Annotated in this window: 21 protein-coding genes; 13 read left to right on the top strand and 8 right to left on the bottom strand. The window is 38.5% G+C overall.

From position 1 onward, the window contains the following. Positions 1–245 precede the first annotated feature (245 nt). On the top strand, positions 246–1,256 hold the full coding sequence (locus R7Q46_RS13085; protein ID WP_158083951.1) for a RepB family plasmid replication initiator protein: 1,011 nt from the start codon (positions 246–248) through the stop codon (positions 1,254–1,256). A gap of 1,121 nt (positions 1,257–2,377) precedes the next feature. Here the strand turns inward: R7Q46_RS13085 and R7Q46_RS13080 are convergent. From R7Q46_RS13080 to R7Q46_RS13070, 3 genes are all read right to left on the bottom strand, one after another. Next, positions 2,378–3,142 (bottom strand): hypothetical protein, encoded by a 765-nt coding sequence (locus R7Q46_RS13080; RefSeq protein WP_025633937.1) that lies wholly within the window; start codon positions 3,140–3,142, stop codon positions 2,378–2,380. A 116-nt stretch (positions 3,143–3,258) separates the two neighbouring features. Beyond that, positions 3,259–3,600, bottom strand: coding sequence for a hypothetical protein (locus R7Q46_RS13075; RefSeq protein WP_042776211.1), 342 nt, complete (start codon positions 3,598–3,600; stop codon positions 3,259–3,261). Continuing rightward, the gene (locus tag R7Q46_RS13070) at positions 3,597–4,748 is read right to left on the bottom strand and encodes a DGQHR domain-containing protein (protein WP_077202323.1); all 1,152 of its coding nucleotides are present in this window, start codon (positions 4,746–4,748) and stop codon (positions 3,597–3,599) included. The genes R7Q46_RS13075 and R7Q46_RS13070 overlap by 4 nt, the downstream gene beginning before the upstream one ends. Before the next feature lie 147 nt (positions 4,749–4,895). Here R7Q46_RS13070 and R7Q46_RS13065 point away from each other — a divergent pair, with 147 nt between their 5' ends. Together R7Q46_RS13065 and R7Q46_RS13060 are read left to right on the top strand one after the other, a co-directional pair. Then, entirely contained in the window at positions 4,896–8,603 is a 3,708-nt protein-coding gene (locus R7Q46_RS13065; protein ID WP_139351517.1) for a hypothetical protein, read from the top strand. A gap of 7 nt (positions 8,604–8,610) precedes the next feature. After that, positions 8,611–9,081 carry a hypothetical protein gene (locus R7Q46_RS13060; protein ID WP_025633942.1) on the top strand — a complete coding sequence of 157 codons (471 nt, stop codon included), beginning with the start codon at positions 8,611–8,613 and terminating at the stop codon, positions 9,079–9,081. Positions 9,082–9,325: 244 nt separating this feature from the next. Here the strand turns inward: R7Q46_RS13060 and R7Q46_RS13055 are convergent, their stop codons facing one another. Continuing rightward, entirely contained in the window at positions 9,326–10,021 is a 696-nt protein-coding gene (locus R7Q46_RS13055; RefSeq protein ID WP_025633943.1) for a hypothetical protein, read from the bottom strand. 574 nt (positions 10,022–10,595) lie between these two features. Between R7Q46_RS13055 and R7Q46_RS13050 the strand changes: the two genes are divergently transcribed. The 7 genes from R7Q46_RS13050 to R7Q46_RS13020 all read left to right on the top strand — a co-directional run bounded on the left by R7Q46_RS13050 (position 10,596) and on the right by R7Q46_RS13020 (position 17,165). Further along, positions 10,596–10,802: a hypothetical protein gene (locus R7Q46_RS13050; RefSeq protein WP_077202320.1), complete on the top strand. Its 207-nt coding sequence runs from the start codon at positions 10,596–10,598 to the stop codon at positions 10,800–10,802. Between the two features lie 530 nt (positions 10,803–11,332). Beyond that, positions 11,333–12,163: a tyrosine-type recombinase/integrase gene (locus tag R7Q46_RS13045; protein ID WP_077202319.1), complete on the top strand. Its 831-nt coding sequence runs from the start codon at positions 11,333–11,335 to the stop codon at positions 12,161–12,163. A 3-nt stretch (positions 12,164–12,166) separates the two neighbouring features. Beyond that, a complete protein-coding gene (locus tag R7Q46_RS13040; RefSeq protein ID WP_077202318.1) occupies positions 12,167–13,243 on the top strand; it encodes an IS91 family transposase in 1,077 nt (358 codons plus the stop codon). A gap of 374 nt (positions 13,244–13,617) precedes the next feature. Beyond that, on the top strand, positions 13,618–14,049 hold the full coding sequence (gene arr / locus R7Q46_RS13035) for an NAD(+)--rifampin ADP-ribosyltransferase (protein WP_077202317.1): 432 nt from the start codon (positions 13,618–13,620) through the stop codon (positions 14,047–14,049). Positions 14,050–14,368: 319 nt separating this feature from the next. Continuing rightward, complete coding sequence (locus R7Q46_RS13030) at positions 14,369–14,995, top strand: hypothetical protein (protein WP_213899635.1); 627 nt, start codon at positions 14,369–14,371, stop codon at positions 14,993–14,995. A gap of 155 nt (positions 14,996–15,150) precedes the next feature. Further along, positions 15,151–16,269 carry an AAA family ATPase gene (locus R7Q46_RS13025; RefSeq protein ID WP_042776222.1) on the top strand — a complete coding sequence of 373 codons (1,119 nt, stop codon included), beginning with the start codon at positions 15,151–15,153 and terminating at the stop codon, positions 16,267–16,269. Between the two features lie 2 nt (positions 16,270–16,271). After that, on the top strand, positions 16,272–17,165 hold the full coding sequence (locus R7Q46_RS13020; protein ID WP_077284327.1) for a DUF4435 domain-containing protein: 894 nt from the start codon (positions 16,272–16,274) through the stop codon (positions 17,163–17,165). A 62-nt stretch (positions 17,166–17,227) separates the two neighbouring features. Here the strand turns inward: R7Q46_RS13020 and R7Q46_RS13015 are convergent, their stop codons facing one another. From R7Q46_RS13015 to R7Q46_RS13005, 3 genes are all read right to left on the bottom strand, one after another. Then, positions 17,228–18,499, bottom strand: a complete 1,272-nt coding sequence (locus R7Q46_RS13015; RefSeq protein ID WP_077284325.1) for a phospholipase D family protein — start codon at positions 18,497–18,499, stop codon at positions 17,228–17,230. Positions 18,500–18,851: 352 nt separating this feature from the next. Continuing rightward, complete coding sequence (locus R7Q46_RS13010; protein WP_025633951.1) at positions 18,852–19,898, bottom strand: ParB N-terminal domain-containing protein; 1,047 nt, start codon at positions 19,896–19,898, stop codon at positions 18,852–18,854. A 10-nt stretch (positions 19,899–19,908) separates the two neighbouring features. Continuing rightward, positions 19,909–21,153: a ParA family protein gene (locus R7Q46_RS13005; RefSeq protein WP_025633952.1), complete on the bottom strand. Its 1,245-nt coding sequence runs from the start codon at positions 21,151–21,153 to the stop codon at positions 19,909–19,911. Positions 21,154–21,407: 254 nt separating this feature from the next. On the opposite strand from R7Q46_RS13005, the gene R7Q46_RS13000 reads away from it, so the two are divergent. Both R7Q46_RS13000 and R7Q46_RS12995 read left to right on the top strand, forming a co-directional pair. Next, positions 21,408–21,701: a hypothetical protein gene (locus R7Q46_RS13000; RefSeq protein ID WP_025633953.1), complete on the top strand. Its 294-nt coding sequence runs from the start codon at positions 21,408–21,410 to the stop codon at positions 21,699–21,701. A 296-nt stretch (positions 21,702–21,997) separates the two neighbouring features. Next, on the top strand, positions 21,998–22,249 hold the full coding sequence (locus R7Q46_RS12995) for a hypothetical protein (protein ID WP_025633956.1): 252 nt from the start codon (positions 21,998–22,000) through the stop codon (positions 22,247–22,249). A gap of 281 nt (positions 22,250–22,530) precedes the next feature. Here R7Q46_RS12995 and R7Q46_RS12990 read toward each other — a convergent pair whose 3' ends face one another. Beyond that, positions 22,531–23,211: a hypothetical protein gene (locus tag R7Q46_RS12990; protein ID WP_025633958.1), complete on the bottom strand. Its 681-nt coding sequence runs from the start codon at positions 23,209–23,211 to the stop codon at positions 22,531–22,533. Between the two features lie 189 nt (positions 23,212–23,400). Here R7Q46_RS12990 and R7Q46_RS12985 point away from each other — a divergent pair, with 189 nt between their 5' ends. Beyond that, positions 23,401–26,262, top strand: a complete 2,862-nt coding sequence (locus R7Q46_RS12985) for a hypothetical protein (RefSeq protein ID WP_139351516.1) — start codon at positions 23,401–23,403, stop codon at positions 26,260–26,262. Positions 26,263–26,284 lie beyond the last annotated feature (22 nt).

The raw sequence follows: 26,284 nt of genomic DNA, 5'->3' as shown, positions 1-26,284 counted from the left end.
GATAACTTATCTATGTTTTTATAATTCAAGTAGTTAGGAATTCGTTTAAGATCATCTAGGACGAAACACTATTACATTTAGGAAGATTTGAAGATCGCTTAGGACGACTTACCGTGCCATCTAGGACGCTTTCGGTTGTGGATAAGTCTGTATAAGTATGTATAAGGTTGGTTTGCTTACTTACTGGCACATTTAAGCCTACAATGTTACATTTGGTACAATTTCTTATTGTGTGTATCAGTATCATGACCGAGAACAACAGCAAAAACGATCTTACTGTTAGACAAGCGAACGCTTTAACAACGGCAGCTTATAGCCTTACTCGTTATGAGAAGCGGCTTGTATACATGTGCCTCAAGCGGATTAATCAGGAAAACCCTACTCCCGAACATTTAAAAACAATGGAATATGGTCAGTATCCGATCACTATTTCTAACAAAGAGTTCATCGAATACTTCGAGATAGATGATGAGTCGAAGAAAAACCTATCAAGAGACATACAACGCGCAGCACAATCTTTACATGAGAAAAGTGTGGTTATCTATCTTCCTGATGAAGACAGCAAAGATGGTGAAAAAGCTTATGATGCTATCCACTGGACCACTAAACAGAGCTATCGTCCTAAACGAGGACATGTAGTGCTGTATTTGAATGCTGAGTTGATTAGTATCATTAACCAAACCACATCAAACTATACACAGCTGCTGATAGGTGAAGCAGGAAACTTATCTTCCGTTTATACCATGAGGCTTTATGAGGCTATCAATCAGTGGAAGAATTTAAGAAATAACCTAATTCTAGATGTTGATTGGATGCGCTCTAGGTGGCAACTGCCCTCTTCGTATGACAGAACTGCGGTTCTTAAGAAACGTTGGCTTAACCCAGCAATTGAAGAACTTAATAAGTTGCACATTTTCAAAAGTCTTTCCTACGAGGATGTTCGAAAAGGTACCAAGACTGTCGCATTTAAGTTTACCTGGGAGCTTTCTAAAAAGGCCCCAAGTAAACTATCCCTTGCAAGGTCAGCAATCAAAGCTATCAATGCCAACCTTCAACCAAAGCAGAGTGAAATGGTCGCATTGACTGAGCAGATTGGAGAACTATTGCTGAATGGTGAAGATATATCCCCTGCTGTCCTAAGCGCTATTAAGAAGTTTGGTGAAGAGTCAAAAGATGCTAAAGGTACATCAATGAAGAAATCAGATGACGTCATTGATGTAACCGACTATGAAATAGTCACAGATGATGAAGATTAGCTTCAACTAGCACACCAAAGAAGTAAATTTCCATCCAACTAGCACATTCAACAATCAAGTGTGCTAGTTCTGCCTCAAAATACCGTCCTAAGTGTCACCTTTACCAGATATTGCTGGTGGCTAAACCTCTCAATAACTGTGATCCAACTCCCTAATTGTTGTTTTTTATCCGTGATTGAAGTTGTTTTGTGGGTGATGAAGACCCAATTCCTTCTTTATAACCTGCTTTTTTGCTTCCTTTGAATGAAAACCCTGTAAATGAAGGTTAAGCTAATTTTTCAGAACTCCTTCTAACGTATTGAATTATAAGGATAGTATCTATTGCTTCTAGTTGGAGGGGTGACACTTAGGACGAAAGTAAGGGATCAATGAATATGCAATGCGTTTTTTTCTCTATTTTCGTCCTAGGTGTCACTGTTCTATGGCGATGTTTTAATCGGATTTTTTATAAGTATATGTATTTTAATTGTTTTTCTGTGTCAAGAGCGTGAGGGGTGACATTTAGGACGGTTTTAAAATGATACTTTAAGAAGCAACAATGTGTGTCCAGTACTCTATAGAATAAAGCTCAAACTTAATGATTATAACTGACTGAAAATAAAAGATATTTTATTTGTGCCTTAGGCTGATATAAAAAGCTACACACTGGAGTCATACTTTCTCTACGTTCGATATACAGTAAAGAGTGATAGGTGACATCTAGGACGAAAACATTCGTAGGGGTAAAATGGTTTAGCCCAGTTGGGAATTTAAGAAAAGCTAGTTACTATAGATATCATTGAATATATTTAAAGCATTGAAAATAAAGATAAAAATCTCTTCTCTGTGACATCTAGGACGTAAAGCCTACTTGAGTATAAGAAAGTAGAAAAGCATATCAATGAGTTAAATATATGCGGTGGCACTAGATAGAAAACTTTCGTCCTAGATGTCACACTTAGATAGAGGTGTTCTTCTATCTTATTGATTTACTATGGTCCAATAGTGTCTGGGGTGACATTTAGGACGAAAACTAACGCTTTAAGAAAACGTCCTTGATGTACCACTTGTATATTAAGACCTGGTACACCAAGGAAGGTTTGTTTGAGAGGCCCAGAAAAGCTTTTACAAACTCAAGCTATCTAGTAATAGTAGGTCTTCCCGGATGGAGGTCGAGTGCTTGTGGTACCACCATTTACAGTTTTGTATCTGGAACCGGAAGGTTTGTTGTAATGTGCCCACCCTCTATACCTTACTCTCCATGGATCATCTGCACCCATTGTGTAGTATCCCATGTCAGCAAACGCAGCACGAGTTAAGCTTACTCTACAGCTAGGTGTAGCAGTTGATGTCACTGGCCCGGAAATTTCAAATAAACCAGCATTAGCGATTTCATCAGTGAGATTGTATATTTTACTATGATCAGTGATGGCTATTTTTGTGATCCCTTTGGTTTCCAGGTTATATGTTACAAGGAAATCAATGTTCGACGAGTTAGGCCAATATGAACCATAAGATGAGCTAAAGTACCCACTTGCTTTGCTGTCCATTGCGCTTTTAGCTCTTTTTGGAGAAAAACATGCTCCCCTTGCGACATTCACAGAAGCACATCCACAGTTAATAGTAATATCTACTGCCTCATCTTCATCCTCTCCAGGTTTGGGGATCTCAAAGTCCCCTACTGGATCATCTGGGACGGTTGGGAGCTCAACGATTGTTTCGTCAGAGATGTTTCTGGAGCCTAAAGTATCATCCAAGCCAACTGCACTTGTTTGGTTCATGTGTGAAGGAACCTTAATAACTTTATTGTAGCTCCCTGCATTGTGTGGTGCTTTGATTGAAGCAATTACAGAGGGGGCGGAAACCGCTAAAGCAATCCCCACTGTAATGAGATTAATGTTATTCATTGCAATCTACCATTGTCATTTATGGATAAAAAGCAATATAGGCCTTGAGCGAATTACAATCAACTTTAGTTTTCGAACTAAGGAAATTGGTTCACGGTTTCTTTTAAGGGTTGTACTCAACTTTCACCATAATTTGATTTGTTGGTGAAGGCGATACGGTACCGACAGTAGTGCTCTGCAAACTCGAAATCATCTTCATCAAAGATTGTGCTTTCGTTACACCATAACTTTTTATGTTCGTCACGTATCCTTACCGATTCAATGTGAATTTCAAATTTACATTGGACATCATTTAAGTAAGCAGATATGTGCTTTCCTAACAGTGGTTCTATGCTGTATATGTTGTACTCATTAACACCTTCCTTAATTGCTCGAGATAGACCCATTCTCGCCATTGTCATCGCATTAGGGCATCGATGTGCTTTCAGGTCTAAGTCATTACTCTCTGGTGACTTCATACTTCTTCTCCCACTGAGGGTAGTTCTAGTTCTTTACAAATAGCAGTAGCACAGCTTCTCTCTGAGCTGCGGATCATTCTGTATTTAATACTTCCATTTCTTGAAATAGATTTCTGTACTACATTATTCTCTAGCCAAAAGTCATGTGTAATATCTTTCACAGGCAATCGAACTATCCCATCTAGTACTGACCAATCAATGGGGGCTTTATGCATTCGAGACAAATGCTCTTCAAAGATAGATCGAATTACTATCGCAGTCCCTTTCCAAAATATACTTTTCGTGTACATAACATTTGGCCCTGAGTCTGAAAGAAACCTCATAGGTATAAGAGAAAAAAACTTGGTGAGGAATGGAGTTGTTAAGCGAATTATTTCAGCTTCGGTATCGCTTGAACCTTCAAGCAATTTGTTCATTTTTACAGGAGTTGTACCTAATGCGGTACAAATGAAATCGCCTAACTGCTTCAAGTCCATTAACTGGGATTTCTTGGGTTTTCCTGTGGTACTTATAAACCGCTTTAGTGAATGACCATCAACTAATACATTATCGAGTATCTGGTCCCTAATTAATCTGGAAAAGCTTTGCGAGCTGTCAAAGAATAAGTTTTGTGCTGATGTTGGTTTACGAAGGTGTAAGTGGTAGTCAGAAAATACCTGTCTAATCTTTTGAGTGACTGGCTCTAAGGTGTCCGTGTTTGTAACAATGAATTTAACTCCCAGCGTATGGTACTGAGTAGGACTAGCATTCGTAACTCTGTCCTTAAACAAATTCAAACGGTTCTGACCATCACATACAAGACGGTCAGATGAACTTTCTAATGTGGCTGTGACGACTTCTTTGTTACCAATAGATATTTCCTCATGGAGTTTTAATGAAGAAACAAAGACAGTAATGCTAGGGAGTACTGTATCCTCCCTATTGTCGAAATACTTAATCAAACCTTGTGCACGACCTTTCTCAAGGTCTCTCTGTCTTTTTTGATACTCATTTAAACTATCTGAGCTCTCTTCTTCAGTGAAGTTCTCAGCAAATTCTTTGCCTGTTATTACCCCCTCAAATACAGAAATGCCATTCGTGCAAATACCCTCGTTAGCTCTGAAGAGTACTAATTGAAGGTCTTGTTCAGAATAAATTGGTGTGTACATGTCTTGACCCGATGACTAAAAGAATAGAAGTAAAATACCATATAAATACACCTCCTTCAATATATGTGCACAAAAAAGTGCACTAAGTATATTTAAGTCTATAAAGTGTGTTTAAATATGGTATTATATAGTTGTCGGTCTTTAGTAATGGTTCAGCCAATGGTTAATATTTTTGAAACAACAAACCTAATAGAAAACGAATTGGTGGCTTTGCACGAGAGTGTTAGCTTCAAGTTCAATGCGGTTGTAGAAGAGTTTATAACGATTTTGCGATCTAGTGATTCGCTAGTGTTTGTTCCTTGCAGTATGGGTAAAGACTCCAGCACAGTTTTGAATGCTGCTTCTGAAGCTTATCGAGTTTGTATTCAAAATGGTTGGATCGAAAAAACTCGCCCCTTAATTGTTTCAACGGTTGACACTCTTTCGGAATCACTTCCAATGGTTATGTACACCAGGTGGGTTAAATCTAAGTTTATTGACTATGCAAAAGATAACGATATTAACGTTTACTACGATATTGTCACTCCGTCATTTCATGAAGAGTACGCGAACAAATACCTGACTAGTAATAAGCTAATACCAAATGCACAACGTAATAGTGACTGCAGCTCTATTCTCAAAATTGTTCCTAGCGAAAGATATTTAAAAAACCTATTGGACCGCTTTAAATCAGACGAAGAACTACAGCAATACACCCGTTTTGATGTGATTTGCGCTACAGGGCAAAGAAACAACGAGAGTACAAAGCGAAAAGGTAATATGGTTATTCAGGGAACCAGTGATAAGTCTATAAGTGATTTATTGAAAGAGATGAAAGAGTCTGACTTAAATACAGGCTACCCACTGTTTCTATACGCTCCAATACGTGACTGGTCTACCCAAGAGGTTTTCACTTCCTTAGAACTTTCTGGAGCTAAGCCTCTTACTCGTAGTTTAGCTGGGCTCCCTCCCCTTCCCGGCTTCCTTTCTGATTTCGCCCTGCTTTTGGCCATTTATGGGAATGCTTCTTCTGATGTCTGTGAGATTGCAGTAGGACAAAAGAATTCAAATGGTTGCAATGGATCTAGTCGATTTGGATGCACACTATGCACAATGGTTCAACACGATAAAACCCAAAACTCACTAGCTAAACATACTCGATGGAAAGTGTTTTTACAGGAAGAGGTTCTGCGCATTAGAGATTTCATGTTTCAGCTGAGTTGCAATATGGATGCGAGAATGATGCATGCCAAAGCTATCGATTTTGCAGCATATCAACGAGTAGCATTTCAGCCGAACGTTCTAAAAGTAAAGTATTTAGAAAAGTTGGTTAGGTATTTTGCTCAAATTTCAATTGAGTCATCTAAAAAAGCTGAAGAGTTCAAACGACTATATAAAAGTGGGTACGTCGACCAACATGAAGGCGTTATAGACATCAAAAATGATAGAAGCTTGAACGCTAAAGCCAGAAGAGCATTTCTTGATATGTACATTCAAGAGGCCCAGAAACCCTTAATAAACATTTTTTCTGAAAAGCATGCTGCTTATCTTTCGTTTAGATGGAGTCTAGATGGAGTAAATGCCCTTCCCTATAGACCTTTGGTTATCTGGAATGAACTTTTGAGAGGTAATGGCTGGATTCCTTATCCTAAAAGTAATGCAGAGTACGAATCTATTCATGGAAAAATCAGCATTAACTCATCGAAATTACCTGAAGCCGTATTAATGAAAACTCTTAATGTTGACAATGACCCAGTGCGGTTTATTGATAATCATAAGTCCTTTCTTAGCTACTGGGAGCGTCCAATAGATGCGAGCGATTTGAATGAAAGCGATTTTAACTGCACCACGAAGATCCTCCCTAAAACACAGTTACCTGTAAAAGTGAGTATTGCTCATAATTTAAAGCTGGAACCAATCAGCCAGGACACTTCTCGATCTAAACATTGTGATCTCTTAGGAAGGATTTCAGTGATGGTCAATGCTGAGAGAGTTGAACTCTTTGATTTGATTTCAAGTAACTCTGATAAGGTAATCAAGTTGGAGTGTAATGGACGTAAAGCTTCTAGTGCATTTTCAGAGTACTTTAAAACTAGTCTACTTAAGGGTTATGCAAACAAAAAAGCACTAAATTGGTATAACGAAATTGATGAGCAAATTAGTAGCATTGAATTTAGTTCTATCCAAGAAGCTACGAAAGTGATTTATGCATCCTTTAGTTCTATGTTTGGCGGTGGAAAGATAAACACCAAGCTTTCTATACCCTATCTATCGCATGTTACTGATATCCAATACCAGGAAAAGGCTCGAAAAGTTAAACCTTCATTAGATTTCACAAAACGTGTAGCAAAAATTAGATCAGGTAAACTTACTAAGGGAACAACAAGACTCTCTTTCTATAATCTTGAAACAAATCCAAGACTTCACTATGCGCATGCAGATAATCATAGAGTGCTTCACCCTGACATCGATCTCTTGGGCGAAGAAGTTAAAGATGTTTTTACACCAGCACATTATATTGACCCTAATGCCGCTCTAGGCGACAAGTTAAATATTGTAGTTAATGAAAGAACTCTCAGTCAGTGGCACTTAACCCAACCTTACGAAAGAATTAAAGCTGAACATGATCTTGCACTCATTCAGAACATAAGAAGACGTAGATTGTCTCTCTCTAATAGAAAACAATCAGTACGGTCCACGCAATTAGGAGCTGTGGCACGTTCTATGGTAGAGACAGGGGCCGTTAGGATATCGTTAAAGTACTACCCGACATTCCTCGACATAGCCAAGAGAACAGAGTTACTGTCAGAACTTGGTTGTTTCGACTACCAAGACATGAATGCATCAGAACTAAAACAATTGCCTTTTATGGTTTCTATGCAAAAGCATAGGATCGATAAAGCTAAGCTATTACTTCATGTTCGGGAGCGTAGAAACGCAATAAGACACAAAATAAAGCTGCAACTGTCTAGGCCGTTGGAAGGCTGTGAGAGTAGATTAAGGAATCACTGTGATAGATTGAAGAAATACCTGGCTCGATTTGGTGAATCAACTGTCAAGCTAAACAATCCCACACTATTCTTGACCGATAATCAGCCTCAGATTCATCGAACATTAAAGTGCTGGTCTTTATTAAGCTCAGACTCGTTCAAATCGATTGAAGAGTTCTACAAAAGTTCTCTCTCTACTAACCAACTAACAGAACTGAATGCTAAGCCATCTATTAAGAAGGAAATTACACACTTTACAATCGAACAGCTAAACTCAGTTGTTTCAGTACTAGAGCAATCTATTGCGATGAACTGGGCACTTAAAGGAGTGTATTCAAATGCCATTAATAGTATTGATAGTGAAACAGTTTCAAAAATCGCTAAGGTATCTAAAGACCTATCTAACTTGAAATTTGACGATGTTTTTAAGTATAAAAGTTCAGAGGAATATCTTTGTCTAAAAACTGAATTGAGAAATCTGAATGCAGCTCTATACACGCGACTAAGTAATATCGAAACACCAGCCTCAAATGTGATTAACTTAGACAAACAAGATTTTCTAGCTTCATTTAACCCAAGCGTAGAAAACTACTTAACTCGGTTGGGAGAATATGAGTCAAACCTATCTGAGGCTCTTATCACCCTCGAGTGGTTTAAAGCTCAAATTGAAGATATAAAGAGATTTTCTCTTCGTGAAACAATATCAAAGTTTTCACTCGAACAGCGTCTATCTCTATCAACGGATTTATGTACAATGCCAGTAAATACGAATGTTACAATTTCTCCTGATCGAGTCGATAGTAATATGCATACGACAAAAGTAACTAAACGTTCTACAAGAAATGTAACGCCAAAACCCTTACTCGAATCACTATTAAATCTATAAAACAATTATGTTTACTTATGACTATAAAAACGATTTATCTCTCTTAGCTGAAGCGTTTAAACAGAGTGAAAGCACAATAAAACTGTGGCAGAAATCAAAGCCGAAACAGGCTTTCATGTTGGATAATGCATTCAACTACTGTAATGATTACGATGAACTAAAGCTATTTGTCAACAGGCTGGTGGAATTGGAAACCATAAAAGAGGTTAACGCCGAACTAGGATTGCCTAGTGCTCCAGATCGACTTGTAGATGAAGGCTTCTCTAAGTCTGCCTATTGGAAGTGGTTTAAGGAAAACAGGCACTTGTATGTTGCGATGGTTATGGGGTATTCAGAGTTTAAGGTTCAGAACCTAGTAACCAATACTAACCAGGATTTGATAGCCAAGATACTAACTAACCTAAGTAAAAAGGAGCTGGTATCGCTCTACACCTCTGACCCAGATAGTTTAATTAAGTTAATCAATACGCTTAAGTGATGTGAATTTTTGGGGTGATATACAGTGTATATTCTAATGGGACCAGTATTGATGTCACATTGTAAATATACACTGTATATTTTAAAGGGAGCTATTTGTTAAAATAGTATACAGTGTATATTACTCAGATATCCATCTGGCATAGTGTTCCAGAACTCTTGATTAACTATTAATCAACATGGTTGTTCAAAAAAAAAGTATTAGAATATACAATGTATATTCTTAATCTAAAGTGTTTTAAATACTACAATTTTTCAGAATCAAGCGCGTAAGTACCCATCATAGTTGCATCAGCCGAACTGTTTTTCATACTTATGAAAACCACGGACTTACTTTTATCGAATTGGTCATTCGTGCACCCAATTAGACAACGACCCACTTTATGTGGTTTTGTTAATTTGTATATTCCAATGCCGATAGCATTGATTGCTCTAGCGAAACTCTTAGATAGTCCTGCCATAATCAACTTGTTGGCCATTTCGGACAGCTCCTGAGCATATGAATCTGTCATGTTTTCTGCCTTTATCTTTATCATTGAGCTCGAACCAAGCCACCAGTTGTTGTAAGCACCAGACTTACCTTGTGCGAGGACAATGTCTTCGATTGTGTACTCAATACCGAAGATGGTGAGTATGATACAACCACGAATGGCAAAATTGAGTTTACGTGGAATGTCATCCATATAGGTATCTGCTATTGCACCTCCTAGGCCGTTTTCTTTGGGCCAATTTACATTTGACACTAGCCAGTTAGAAACTTCATGTGACCCCTTCCTGCCAGCAAGTACAACCAATTTTGCTGGCTCCTTGTGACAAGCGTTGTAGCAACGGACTCCATCATAAGGTTGACCATGGGTGATACAGTGGGATTGTTCTATGAAATTGATATTAGTTAAGCCATCGAGATTAAATTCAAATGCGTTTGAATGAATGGTAGCCACAAAATACTCCTTAGAAAAAGCTCACTTGCCGATACGAATTAATGAATACAGATAAATACTTTCGGAATAACTAATAGTTCATAAGTAAACAGAATGTAAGGTGAGCCTAAGAAAAAAGAATCTAAGTTTGAGCTCTGTTGATACAAGAATGATCTAAGCTTGTTTAGATGAATTAACAAAATAATAGTAAAATTAAGATAAGGGAGATCCATGGAAGGATTTGTCGGTGGACAACAAAGTTTGAAACTCGAACAATAAAGATTAGAACTATGACAATAAAGTACGAAACTTTTCGGTGCCATTTGTCGTAGTTTGCCTTCTTCTCTGAGACGATTTTGCCCCATTCCTTCTCTGCGCGAAAGTCTACTCACAATTTGTGATTGTACGTTTGCCTTACTTGTAGTTATTCGAGGAAGTGTCGAAGTAAGCTTTTTAAAAATCATACGTCATTTTGCAATCTAATACCGATAACATCTCATTAAACTATTGATTATTAATTGAACTGTGATTGAAAAGGCTGCATGATAGGACTATGAAAAGCCGTATAAAATGCGTTATATGCGAAGGAGGATATATGACAAAGGAAGTTGCCGATAAGTGCTATATCGCATTAGGCATTGCTGCTGGAGATAGTATCTATCAGTACTTTTTCCGTACTGAAGAACCGTTTAATTTCTACAAGCCAATATTTATGTTCATAGTCGTTTTCCTTATTCTCATTACATTAAGCTTTGGCTTGAGGTTACTTAAACGGCTCATTTCTGCTCCTAAACGTGTTTAGAACGCAGTAAACCTTCATAAGAATAATTTGGTCAACAGGCTGTTGACTAAATTCAGGACAGCTCATTTGTGAAGCAAATTGTTTCGCAATTGACCAACAGGCTGCTGGACAAATCCCACTGCCCAATTTTGCAAGAGGCTCTTACAAAAAAACGAGTCAACACATTTATGCCCCAAAACAAGTCTAGTCGAGCGTCGCAAATGAGCGATCAGCGGACGGTGAAAAATGTTCAGCTGATACCGTTTTTATATCCAAAATCAACAAACTTCCCCCATATTCAGGTAAATGAGCAATTTGCGCATTTTTGTCCTTAGACCACGTCATTAACTTTCAAATATTTTCATAGCTAGCAAAAGGTTAGCTAATTTGATAAAAACGTATGAACCAGAAAAGTGAGCTATTACGTGGTAGAAATATGCGCGATTTGCACACTATTAAATTGTTGAACTAAGCCGCTGCGCGGAGTCGCAAACATCCCAATCAACGACCACACTTACCTTGAGATTTAACCCATTAATCTGGAGGTAACAATGAACTCTCTCATTGAACAAGTCGCCACTGAAATTGAACTCATGGGCTATTCACAACGAACTCGCGAGACCTACTGTGGTTGCTTACAGCGCATTGAGAACTATTTCAGTAAATCCTTAGCGCAAGTCACGGATGCGGAATTGAATCACTATTTTAATGAGCCTGAGGTGCGCCGATTAACCCGAGCGAGCCAATTGGTGCAAATTAATAGTGTCCTCTTCTTATTCAAACACATACTCCACCGGCCGTTGCAATTAGCCATCACTTTACCCAAGCAACGGCATAAGCCACCCCAATATTTAAGCCGACAAGATATCCACTTACTGATTCACCATTGCCAAGATTTACGTTTAAAAACCATGATAATGCTCAGTTATGGCTGTGGATTACGCTTAAATGAATTAACCCACCTCAAAGTGGCACAGATTGATGGGCAACGTAAAACGGCCTTTATTGAACACGGCAAGGGCAACCAGTCTCGTTATGTGGTGATTCCTGAGACGGTATTGCATCAACTCCACGTGTACTGGCAAGCCTATCACCCCAAAGAGTGGCTGTTCTATTCTCGCTGGTTAGCCTCCCAACCTCTCAGTAGCTCCACCTATACGAAGGCACTGAAAAAAATCGCCGCACAGCTTGGGCTTAAGGATAAAGTGAACGCGCATCAGTTACGCCATGCCTATGCCACGCATCAATTAGAGGCAGGGATGCCGTTGCATCAATTACAGCACCAGCTTGGGCATCGCAGCATTAAAACGACCGAGTGCTATCTGCATTGGTTGCCAGAGCTTGGGCATGGGGGCGTTGATTTACTAGCCAACTTGCAGTAACGCATGCCACCGCTTCATCTGGCGGATATTCTCAGCCAAGGATTACCGCATTACCAACAACAGCACCGATTAACCCGTCAACAATATCAAGTGTGTGCACATATCTTGGCGTGTAGAACAGGACAACTCGGTTATCAACAGTGGCGTTGTGACCAGTGTGGTCATGAGGAGCAATTTAGTTGTAGTTGCAGAGACCGGCATTGTCCTCGCTGCCAAGGACAAGCCACGCAAGCTTGGATTGCCAAACAAGCGATGTCACTGCTACCTTGCCCTTACTTTCACTTAGTGTTTACCTTACCGCATGAACTTAACCTAATCGCACACTATGCACCTAACGTGCTTTATCACTGTTTATTTAAGAGCCTTTGGCAAACACTCATGACATTCGCTGCCCATCGTCATCAGGGTCAACTCGGCATGACTTGTGTGTTGCATACTTGGGGGCAAAACCTCAGCCAACATATTCATGTGCATTGTTTAATCCCCGCAGGTAGCCTCAATCGACAATCGCAGTGGCAACCTATCACTAAAGGTTATCTCTATCCTGTTAAGGCTTTATCCACTGTGTTTCGAGGTAAAATGATAGCGGCACTCAAGGCACAATCCATAGCGCTACCGTCATTACCCGCCACTTGGTGCGTGTACAGCAAAGCCTGTGTCTACCCACATCAACTCTTGCACTATCTTGCACGTTATACCCGCAAAGGTGCCTTATCTGAATCACGATTAGTGAACTATAACGCCAGTCGTGTGCGCTTTCGTTACAAGGATTATCGTGACAACAATAAAACCAAATTCATGACCTTAAGTATGGATGAGTTCATTCGGCGCTATTTACAACATGTCCTGCCTAAAGGCTTTATGCGTATTCGCCATTATGGCTTTTTAGCCAATGCTTGTCGTAACAAGCGCATCCCCCTCATTCGAGCACAGTGCCGTGATTTAACCGATAAAATCGCCATGGATAACGTGGAAACCAAACTGCATTGGGTTTGCTCGCACTGCCATCAAGGGCAATTGATATTCGTCGCTATCGTGCTCCCCTTAACGCAACAGATAAGAGGATTGGATTCAAGTTAAACAATGATGACGTCAAACCATTTACGCAAATATTAGACTGAATGCCGCCTGATAGACTGGCGCTTGCGTGTGTAAAAAATACACTTGCAATTAACCAGAAAAGTAACGTAAATTAAGACCATTAATCGACTGAACGACAGTGACAATGGAATGCAATGATGAAGATAAATCGGATAACGTCATCAATCATCCTCAGGCTTAAAAAAGCAAATTCCATTAGCATAAATGATTCCAATACAGTGATTCACAAGTCGCCGTCCGTTCAACAAATGATTTATTTACACTCATGTGTAAATAAATACTAAAACGTTAGATTTCATGTTAGCTATAATTTCGCAATATTTAGTATAAAAACCATAACTAGGAAAAAAGATATGACTGAGAATGCCCAAAAAAATGCAAAACCTTTTTCTCAAACGTTTTTTCATGGAACCAAAGCAGATCTTAAATTGGGAGATCTTATAGAAACAGGGTTTAATTCAAATTTTGGACAAAATAATAAGGCTAAGTATATATTTTTGACAGCTACACTAGATGCTGCCATTTGGGGAGCAGAGCTTGCCCTAGGTAATGGTCGCGAAAGAATTTATTTGGTTGAGCCAACAGGTCCAATTGAAAATGATCCTGACCTAACGGATAGAAAGTTCCCAGGGAATCCAACTATGTCATATCGTTCAATCCATTCATTTAAAGTTGTAGGTGAAGTATCAAGCTGGCAGGGTCATTCAATAGAGCAAGTTAAAGCAATGAAAGATGGTTTAAATAAACTACATGAACAGGGCATTAACTCTTTAAATGAAATCTAACAAGTCGGTGCACATGACTGCTAACACGTCACTCGGTTTGCTCTGCCTTCGGCAGTTTAGCAAACTCTTCGTGCCTTAGTTTGCGCAGCATGTGACCTAGGCGTTAACAACGTCCGCAAATGGCACAGAGCCGTTGGTCGGCTCTAACTCATTTCTGTCCAAAAGCGAGTTTCAAACTTTGTTGTCACACTTTCGTTGGATAGCCACATTGATTGAATCTAAGTGTCGATCTTTATTGTCAGTATTGGGTTCTTTTAGCCACGATAGTAACGCACTTCGGAAATAGAAAAGTTTCAAACTTTAATGTCCTCCGACAGGATTGGGTATTATTGTCTTTAACGGTATAGGGATGCTTCTGTGTTTCTCTATTGGTTCTTTCGTTGCGTACTTTGGTTATAAAATTTTCAAAAGAGGCGCCTCGTTAAAGGAAGAGGAGCAACTAATCGAATGGAACAATCTCAAGGTTTCATCAAAAGGTGGAGGAGCAATAGTTACATCATGTTCAGCAATTTGGGCAATTGTGGGCTTATATGTTAGCCCTGGCATTTCAAATACTCCAAATGGGCCGGATTATACATCAATTCATAATAAACAGAATATAGAACTTAAGGTTGCAAGTGCGTACGTTGATGACCCTGAATCTATATTGGATAACCCTGAAGAGTTAAAAAAGTATTTTTCCGAGAGTTTGTCATCAAGAGACTATGACGTTGGAATTATTCACGTGAATGGCCGAATTGGAAGGTTGGATTCAGACTCAACAAACTACTTGGTTGATAGTTCAGGAAATACGACCTTAACAGCTGAGGCAGAAGGGGAGTTTGGTAAAGTACTAGTTTTATTCAGACCAAAAGTTAATGAAAAAAATCAATTGATATTTGATGCAGATGCTTTGGTTAAGAATGTGGATATAAATCGTCTAGATAAAGTAACGAGTTCAGACTAATAAATCTTTACTATTCAAGCTACGTTGGTCTTTGGTCATTACCCATAAATCACTGAATAACCCACAGAAACAGAAATACCCAGAATCAATATGCACTTTACGACATTACCTCTAATGGTACAATGCGACATAATTTTCAATAAAAATACTACAAAATGTTCCTAAGAATAGAAAAAATTACAGTTAAGAATCTGTTTGGTTTTTTAAACTATGACATTGAACTTCCAGAGTCCGATCATGTGGTTATTACAGGCCCCAATGGCTATGGTAAGACTATGCTTCTCAAATTGATTCATAATGCTATCTCAAATAACTACAAAGAATTATCTAAAATAAGTTTTGATACATTCGAACTGAAAACCAATCTTGGTCTTGTCCGTTACTTCAACTCAGAATCTGGTATGCAGATCGAGTCATTTCTTAATGACACAAAAAAGATCATCATTCCTTCAACCCAAAACTTGTCTGAAGAAAAGGTATTTGATTACAGAAAAGCTTTTTCTATTCTTATCCATTCTGTACATCTGAATGACGAAACTGAAGCATATAGCATCATTACAAAGCAAAGAGCGTTTCTAGAAGATAAAATGAAGTTTGCGCTAAGTAAATTGCACAAGCTTGACCAGTTGGTTTATGACTTATTTTCATGCATTTCAATAGAATCACACGAAGTTCAAAATAACGCATTACCGTACATGCAGAAAGAGAGGATAGTTGGCCTACAAGACCTGTTAGCACCTTACACTCGTTTCGGATTGCTACCAAAGTCGAGTAAGTATCTCGAATTGAATGACTTAAACCTTGTATCAGACTACACCATTAACTTGAGTGATAAATTGGATGAAATATTCTATGAAGAATCTTTGCATGAAGACTTTGTAGGACGTTTGAGCGAGTTCTCGAAGCTAATTGAGAAGAAAAAGTTTTCATTTAAAACTATAGCAGTTAACCCGGAATACGGCTTCGCATTCTTCAATCATGTTGGTGCTAATATACCTTTAGAAAAGTTGTCTTCAGGCGAGAAGAACCAAGTATCTATTTTCTTTGATCTAATTTTCAAAGCAGAAAATGGTGCAATCATTTTGATAGACGAACCTGAGGTATCTCTACACATTTCATGGCAGAAAGACCTCCTTAATGAGTTCTCTCAAATATCAAAGTTTAATCACTACTCACAGCTTATAGTAACAACGCATTCACCGGATGTGATTGGTGATGAGTGGGAAAGTTCAATTGACCTCTTTGACAAGCATGTGATTGCAAAGAGTAACTAGTTATGTCGAGTTTAAGAGATGCTACCAGAGAACGTAGCGATGAAACTAAATTTAGCGCTCTGCTTTTACAGGTCCAAACTGACCACGTAGGCAATAGGATTATATTTGTTGTTGAAGGCGACTCCGATATTACTCTGTTTAACATGGTGTTGAGAAATACAGAGTTCTTTTACTGCACTCCAGCAAGTGGAAAGGCGGATGTCATAGAAGCTGTTGATAGGCTGAGGACTCGTATTTCTAATCAAGTTTACGGTATAGTCGATGCAGACTTCGACCACGTACTAGAAAAGACTTACAACGATACATTTATGACGGACGTGCATGATACAGAAATTATGATGCTTCATGATGAATTTATCACAGATTTTATAACTGAACATACACAAAATCATATTCTGGGTCCGATGCAGATCGATGAAGTTGGTCAGAGATTAATGAGTAATCTGATGAGCGTCTGTAATGAAATCGGTCTTGTAAAACTCGCTTGTAGGTTGCTGAATTTGAATGTGAGATTCAAAGGTATGAACTACTTTACTAGCGAAGCTGTGACGGTTAACGATTTTAATGTGTCAATAAACATTCAAATCTTAATCGAAGCTGCAATCAGAAGAAGTCCGAGAGTAGAACAAACTCATTGTATCGACATATACAATAAATACGTAGAGTTAAATCAAGCTGGTTATTGTATATATCAGACCGCGAATGGGCATGACTTTTGCCAGTTGCTGGCTCAAGTGTTTAAGCAACCATTATCATCAGATAGAAATGTAACTGTCAAAGGGGTAGAGAAGTATCTTCGAAGCAAATATACAAAGGAGAACTTTGAGCGGACTAATTTATATGAGCAAATGATTAGACTTATTGAGACCGATGCAGAGGTAGAAGAAGTAGCGTAGTTTTTAGGATATCATATTGCCTCATTTCAACAGAAGTGAGGCGTCAATAACTATAACTTTCGTTACTCACTTACTTGAACAACTTTGTTGCCGAAGTATCTTAGTACTTTAGTTGTCCTACCGTTGATGACTGGCAAATCTTCTTTGTTAATCCATCCAATTAGCTCCTGAACATTAGATTTTCCGAATTGGTTCAACTTATACTCACTATCGTATATGCAGTTTGCCATACGTGTTACAGGGTCTCCAGTGCCGTATAGTAGGTATATCAGAGTCTTTTTTACCCTCTGTTCTTCATTACTTCCCATAAAGCTCTCCTTTAATGTATTGAGGCCACCTTTGTAGAAGCGAAACCGGTCATGGAAAGAGTGCAGAATGCAAAGTGCCTCAACTATATCAATCATTGAAGCTGATATGATTGCTTCCTTTGAACCGAGGACTTTTTTTATAAGGGGATAATTATGCGGAACAATGCGATCCTCAAAATGTTCCCATTTTGTATTCATCCATTCATTAATAAGTTTTGCCGTTTTAGACCGTTGTTGTTCATCCCATCCAAGAGGTTGGTGCTTCCAAGTGTCTTGAGTGGCATAGAAGTCGCGAACAAAGCTGAAGAATGAGTCAATTTCTAATCTTAATGGTATTAAGTCACCGTTAACTTTTCTATCGAAGGTTTTGTAGATTTCTACTATTCGATTAAAAGCACTAACTGATTCTTGATATGAACGCTGGTATGTATCTTGGAAAATAGACTTCTGTGATGCTTTCTTTTTACCGCGATTGATGTTCGAGAAGTTCACATCCCCCATGGTGTCGATGACATCGTGTTCCATGTCATTTAATAGTTTATTTGCATGATAGTACTTGTTATAGATACTCCGATAGCATTTGACTGCATCTCTATTGAGCACTTTTGCGTCACGCCAGTATTCACTGAATAACTCTTGCAGTTCTATAAATCTATGATCTTCCGGGTGGATGCCAATCATAACTTCTTGATTAGAATATATGGCGGATCGAGTTAGATTCGCTGAACCCAACAAGATGGACTTATCACCAAAAATGTAAAGCTTAGGATGGAATGAGTTGGTCGTGAAGAACCTAGCTTCAACCTTATTATTGTTTAGTAATCTATCTAGTGCAGATGGTGAGGTTGGAAAACCAAGTCGCACAATGATTTTTAAATTACATCCTTTTCCAAGGACCTCATCTATAACATCAAACTCTGTGAAAAAAGCTGAAGCAATGAATAAGTCCATTCCATCTTCTATATGATCTGTGATGCCATGTTTAATGAAATCATTTTTTGAAGTTCGATTAGTATACAAGTCCATTGGTTTGCTCTCATCACTCTCTTAAAATAGTACAAGCCATTGAGGTTGATAAAAGAGTAACTTATATCAGTAAAAGGATACACTGGCCTAAAGAATTCTGTGGCTACAAGCTTATTTTCGCAAGTTTGGAGTTGATCAAGTAAAGATATAAGGGGAGGGGGAGTTGTATATTTTCTGGTTTGAAAAAAAGAACCCCCTCCTACGCAAAAGCGTAAGAGGGGGACAGAGATAAACGCTTGGGGGCAATTTAACTCCGAAGCGAATTATATACAGGTTTACAGCTTAGTTCAAAGAAAATGACACTATAAACAGTTAAATGCCCAATTTTTCAGCATGATAGATAAACGCCACACTATATGGATAATCCCCAATCTCCTAAAAGCTGATCAAGCTGCTGCTTTTGCTCATCGCTTATATTTTTAACTGTGAAACTGAACTCACCTTTCAAGGAGTCATGTTTTACGTGAACTTCAGAGCCGTTATCAAGTTTCTTCTTAAGTTTCTTTGGCTTTGTCAATGCATCTTGCCCTTGATCCTCATCATGCTCGGCATAGCTGTATGACAGAATCTTTTTTACGATTTGAGCGTTGGCGTGTTTAGCGCTTAATGCTGTAAGCCTTAGGTTTTCTGTCTCTTCTAATAAAGATGAGCAAAAATTTTCAAAGCCTGATTTTTCTTTATCAGAAAGGCTAGTTATTTTCTTGTCTAATTCAATTATTGAAGGTCTTCCTAGATCAGGAACACTAGGAATGACATCTATTAGCCATTTTGGTAGCTCTGCCGCTTTTATACCAGCTGAGACTAAGTTTTTGTCATAGCCTTTCTCGGTGGCAATCTGAATATTGTTCAAACCTTGTTCTTTCTTGAGGTTCAGCCATTGCTTACCTAACTCATAGAGAGACATGGGTCTATGTGTATTACTTACTTCAGATAAAGACTGCTTACTTTCGCGTGTAATATTTTGACTTGTAGCATAGATCTTAAAACCGCGCTTACTGTAGAAACAACCGCTTCTGCGTTGAGAGCCATCAATAACTTCATAAGTGACACCCCCTTGTGAATCAGTGTGTTTTATAGCAAGACCGGGATAGAGTTGACCCTTATCAGAGATCTTGTTGGTAATATCTATAACTGACAGCCGAGACATAATTGATTGATCTCGAACATTATCCTCTGATACGAATGTTTCGGCTTCAATTTTATCAAAAGGAATTTCGACCAGTTGAAACAAGACTTCTTGGCCATCAACCGCAATTTCTAGTTCGGATACTCCTGCTTGAGCTGCCTCGTTAAGGAGTTGCTCCTCTTTCGTTGTGATTGCAACACTATCTGATGATAACTTCGAGGTACGATTACCACCTGGTGTATAAGCTTGGACATTTCTTCTATGACTTGACATGGTGCCCTCTTTATAAATCGATATCTTTTAAGTGATCTTTAAGCTCATTTGCTAAATCAATTACTGAGTCCTTAGAGTCACGTAGCTGTCGAGGGATACAAATACCTTCGCTAGAAGCGACATCTAGTACTGTTCGATAATTTTTGGCTGCGGTATCAAAAGCATTTGAGCGAATGATGTAGTTATTGAATACCATGGAACGGTACTCATCTTTGATACGATTTGATAGCTCAGTATCTCGGTCTTTCTCTTCTTCGACGTTGGTACGGGCAATTTTAATCCAACGAATACCTTCTGAACCTTCTGGCAAAGCTCGAACCTGGTTAGGTAAATTATCCAAGAATTGAGTTGTGGAGCTCCAGTCGAGAGCCTTTGGAGATACTGGTACCAACAAACCATTACAAGCGTACAGTGCACTCCAAGTAAGCGGGTTGATTTGAGGTCCTGTATCAATAAAGATTAAGTCGTATTGGTTACGAATAGGGTCGATAACTCGTTCTTTTAATCTTGGAATTAGGTTTTCTTCTCCGAGCCAATGTAAAGACGAAAATCGCTCATCCTCAGGAAACGCTGGCATGATTCGAACATTAGGTAAGAAGGTATTAAGGATTGCTTCATCAATAATATCCTCATGACTTAAACCATAATTCACGAAATTTTGATATAGAGAATCTTTACCCTCAAGATCCGCTGTCATAATGTCAACGGCAGTGAGTTGGTCCAGATCATTTTGTTTGTATTCCTTAGATTGAGCGAACAATTTAAGTGAACCCTGTGGATCTAAATCAATGATTAGAATGCGGATACGTTCAAGGTGCTGTAAACCTAATGCCTGAGCCAGGTTAATAGTCGTCATGGACTTACCTGTACCACCTTTCTGGTTCTGTACATTGATAATATGAGTACCACGATTAAAATCAGACCATTTTGGCTTACCAGCTAAATCGAGAATTTCATGAATATAGTCTGGCGAATACGCATACTTACCACGGATCATTTCAGGTGGTTGATAGCCTTGCTCCACCCAATCTTCTTCCTTTTTCTTAAACGTGTTGACAGAGTCCCAGCCACACATTTTGCTCATTTTGGTTTGTGGAACTGAGTGATTAAGAATGACCTTGCTGACTTCAAACTGTTCATCGAGTACAACCTTCGATTGCTGAAGGATGTTTGCTCGACGTTCTGACTCGGTACGACTTACGCTCTCGTTTGCTTTTTCCAAATTCTGCAAAACGGATTCAGTGACTGATGACATTGTGACTCTCCATAAAATTGACAGTCACATTGTCAATTAACAGGTGATGACTGTCAATGATAATTAATGGGTATCAATGATATGTTGAGGCTATCATTTTTATTTGAGGCTTTCATCACAGAATCCTAATGAAAAAAGTCAAATACAGTGCGAACAGAATCTATAGGTTGATTTTGTCGCTGTATATGGTCAGATATCTGAGTGTACAGAAACACAATGTATACCCTAAGTTATTAATAAATAGAGAAAAAATAATGAGCGACATTAAAGAGCAATTGCTAGTATTTTTGAGAGAACGGACCGCGGTAGAGGCTGTTGTGTCTCCGAGTGTTTATGTAAAAAGTACTGCAATCCCACGCGAAGATAAGTTAGAAATTGTATTACATCGGCAGTCTACTCCATATAACAGTAAACATTTCATTGATGTGATGATAGAAGTACCTTTAGAAATCAACAGAAAAAATTACGAAATTATTAAGAGCTGGCCTATGTGCAAACTAAACGAATACTCAGATTCTAGTATGTTATTAGTGAAACGCGAAGACTAAAAATCTTGAGTTGTTGAGTAAAGTATGCTTAACGTATATAGTTAAGCATACTTTACAAAGATAGGTTTCTTGTTACCGTGACTAAAGACGAATACATTGAGTGCTATAAACGAAAAGGTTGGACTACAGCACACCTAGCCAATCGGTGGGGGTTTAGCAAGGTAAGAGTCTACCAAATTGCAGAGGAAGTTGAGCTAGGGCATAGTAAGAAACAAGCTCATATAGATATGCTTAACGGGCTACCCAAAGCGCCAAAATCTATTCGAAAACCCTATAAAGAAAACTAGGAGAAGCTTGTGAAAAGGCTTGAGAATGTAATGGAGAATAACAACCTAGCTTTGAGCTTTGGTCCTGCAATAGACTTCTTTGTTGACTGGGGCTTCAAGATAGCGCTTTTAATTTTTGTAGTGGTGTTTATTTCATCTCTAATCACTACTTACTTCAATGGTGCACTACATACTAATGCTCTGTCTGTATTTGGATTGACAGGTTATTTAATCGCTAGTGCTATATATCAAGGCCTGAACGATCATCATCGGGGATACTAATATAAATTTTTCATTTGGCGCTATACAAGAATTGAATCGCGTTCCGTCGCCGGAACGCTGTGAGTCAAAACAAGGTCAAACGTGATATGACATTCAAAGCCGTGCTCCGTTCGGAGACCATTTACTAAGTTGGTGCTCCTCTTTGTTTGGTTCATTTGATAGTGTTTTTGCCTGAGGTTTTTGACCAAGCAAAGCACTTGTTGATCGCTGCTTCTACGATAGATATTTCTACAAAACTACCACTTGTTTAATCCTCTTCGGTATCAAGTGGCATTAGCCATTTATTGAAAGCACCCTAAATCTAACAGTTGCCTTTTTATTTCAGCGAACTGGTCAATGTCAATTATGCTTAGTTGCAGCATTCTATTTGTAATGAATTTTGGTGTTACGTTCATCTGTAAAGCTATCTGCCTCAAACCAATATCTTGACTCAAGTAATTCATCAATTGCTCGTCACTCGAACTGTTCCAGCTATTGGTGGAACGAGGAACACTTTGAGTGATAGTAGTGTTGGTCGAGGTTGCATTTTTCGGCAATTGTTTAGGTTTAATTGATATTTGGTTCTCTGTGTTGTGGCATAAAGAACTTATGCTTTCTACTAGCCCAATTAGACCGTACTCAAAATGAATGTATGGAGTGAAAGTGATAGAAACTATAGATGCATTAGATAGTATCGACTTCGCTAAATCCATTTCGTTGCATTTGTTTTTAGGGATCAACAAATTTATCTTGCCTTCACATTTAGTCTCGATACCAATTACAAGTCCGCCTCTTTTTTCGTGCATTGCATCACTAATAACACCAGCAAAAGTACATTTGGGGCTAAACTTTGATACTCGTTTTCGCCAAGCGTCTCGGTCACGACTTTGCAGTGAAGTAATATATTGCTGACTTGTAGAGGCTGATTTTGGTCCAACAGAGATAATCCATTTAATGAGTGATGGCCAATTTGAGATTTTCATGAGCTGTACCTGAAGGATAATTACACAGTATAAATACCACATTAACACACGCGCGAGTTGAAATAAATCGAATTTATAAAGATTATGGAATATAGTAAATATGTCATTTGCGGATAAATAACAAGGTCTAAAATTATGGTTTATAGCTATATCATTACCCGAGATAGAGAGCGTATTGTAGACAACCTAATGGAACACGGTGAGTTTTCTAATGGTTCAATTAAAGGGAAAGAGTTAAGCCTTGATCATCCATTAGCAAATGAGATGGTAGATACCTTAAAACTAGTGCCTCAAGGCATGGCCAATACCTATTACACCCTTCACCATTTGAAACAGCAAGATTGGGATGTGACTCATGAAAATGGTTATGAGAACTCTCTCATTGCGAGCTTTAGTTTAAATGGAAACCTAAGTTCACTTTTAGATAAAGTCAAAAGTGGAGAGGGGTTTAAGGTAGAAACGAATACCTTCCAGGAGTTCATTGAATCGAATCAAGGTATCGATTTAATCGTAGATTTTCAAAATACGATCACTCAGTCTGATTGTTGGACACCCCAAGGAAAATTAAACAACCCATTAATATCGAACTTCACTGTGGATATGGAGCGTCTTTCAGAGTGGCCCGGCATGCTCGAAGCACTAAATAATCTAGGTATTGATTCAACAAATTTAGAAAACGCTATTAGTGAAAATGGTTTAGAGTCTGCTCTGGAGCTTTGTAAAAGACCAGAAGTACTTTTAGCTTATCAATATAGCCAGGGAAGATTTGCAGACTTGCCAAAGAAGAATCTACCCGGTGCAAGATTTATTCAGAATTTAGATTTAGTAGAAATTGCTGAAGAGTACTTGAAGTTCACTACTGCTCAAAAGCTTGAGGGCGTTGAACCAGACTTTAAACAGTTTTTGTTAGAGCAAGGGGAATCATTAAATGACAAAATTGATAGCGCCGTTAAATCACAAGTTTTATCGTTTATGAATGAGATGCAGCTCGATGACTCCAAAGAAAGTATTGAGTTACTAGACGAAACTGCAACAACACTATACAAACAATTAGATCCGCGAAACGAATTAATGGGCTTAAGGTACCACCTTGAACAACTACTAGACGTATATACAAAAGAATCAGAAGTAGACCATGAAGCTCTATCATTACAATTAAATTTGCAGTTGGATGAGTACAGTGAGAGGGATGCTTTCAATACTTGGTTATTAAACAACATCTTAGAATGCAAGTTAGAGCCGAGTGTAGAACTAAAAAGTAAACATGAAGCTATGGCCTTCCTTGAAAACTCCAATAATGTCACTATTCCGCAGATGATGGCAGCATTAGTACATTTATCTAACCAAGACCTTAGTAAAATACAAGCGACCCTGGATGGTGAGCTTGTTGGGTCAACTAACCATACATCTGAGTATTATGCGGACCTTATTAAAAAATTTGAAGGGATAGTATCCCAGTTATCGGTGGACCAAGGTATTGATGTATCAAAAGCAAAGGAAGATGTATTCAGTAGAATAGTGGAATCTTTATCGCTAAACAAACCTGTTTCGCAAGAAGCTTTGAGCGATAGTTTATCGAATGAATTATACCAGCTAGCTGAGGCTACAAGGTTTTCGCCAATAGGTTCTGAGAAAGCTGACCCCATTCAAAAACTGACCATAAAAGATGTTCGAGCAATCATTTTACCTGAAGCAGTAACTGAGCCTGAAATTATCGATCAAATGTTGGCAATAGAGAAGCTGAGGGAGGAAGGCTTTAAAGGTAAAACTATTCTTTACAGTGAGCTCGAGCGTGATGGTAAAGCTCAAGCTGTACATTCTTTTATAAAACATAATCCTGACACGTTAAGAACAATAGGTGCTGCTCCCACTTCCCAAGTAGATCCTGAGCTGGATATCCCCAAATCAATAAAGATTCTTGAAGAGATTCAGGCTAATCACCCTTACTTAAAGATTCGTGTACATGAAACGATAGATTCAATGAACTTTCTTAGTAATGATCTGAAAAGTTACAGCTCTACACTCGCTGGGGTTGCCCACAATGGTGAAATGCATGTGAATCTACAAAGTGAACATAACGCATATGAGTCAGGACTTCGAAAGACTATTGCACATGAAGCGGTACACTTGGGATTTAAGAAGATGTTCACAAACTCCGAGTATGTGGACCTTATGGAGACTGTTTGGCAAAACATTTCCACTGAAGACAAGGCTACAATAAAACAAAACTATGGGCACCTTGATGAAAACAAGCCTCTAGATAGACGTAGCCTTGCGGAAGAATGGTTAGCAATGAAGGCTGAAAGTATTGATCTAAGAGATATTGATCGTATACAGCCAGTTATTAAGGTTTCATTGGTTAACAAGCTCCAAGGGTTTAGGGACTCTGTTCTCAAGAAATTAGGCAAGGTTACCGAGACCTCTTTAAATGTGGATGAGCTCCTGGTAAACGCGATTAAAAAGGCTGGAGAGTTCAACCAGTTCATTGATGGTAAAGTAATTGATCAAGGTTTGGTCGTTAGAAAAACAGGTTATGTTGAACATGAGCATCAGTCGTTTGACCTGTATCGTGGTTATAAAGCGAATTTAGACGCTGGTAGAAATTTATCTACAGAGGTGCAGATTGCAGCTAAACAAGACTTTATCCATAAGTACTCGAACAATGGGCACATTAAACTCTTAAATATCACTTTCGATAATAATAATGAACCCAAACTTGAAGGTAGTCAGTTAAGCCTACCGTACTCTGCAAACCCCAAGGACCTTCTTGAGATATTAAGGCAGGTTGAGGTAAGTTCGTGGACAGGTAAACCATCTTTGCATTCTAACATAAGTACTGAAATAGAAGCTGTTGACAGGGCTGAACCAACTCCACCAGCAGTTGTTAAAGCCAAGCTTGGTAATATAGTTAATGAGTTCACTATAGATACATCTGTGAATAATGAAATTCTCAATAAGCTTTCTGGACCAGTAAAAGACAAGTGCAAACAAGTAGACGAAAAAGTTAAACAAGAGGTTGACACTGATATGAATTTAGGAATTGGATTTTAAGTTGTATATGCTGTAACCTATT

The sequence above is a fragment of the Vibrio sp. 811 genome (assembly GCF_033339195.1).
The sequence above is the reverse complement of the archived record's forward strand: the minus strand, read 5'-3'. Positions and strand labels throughout refer to the sequence as shown.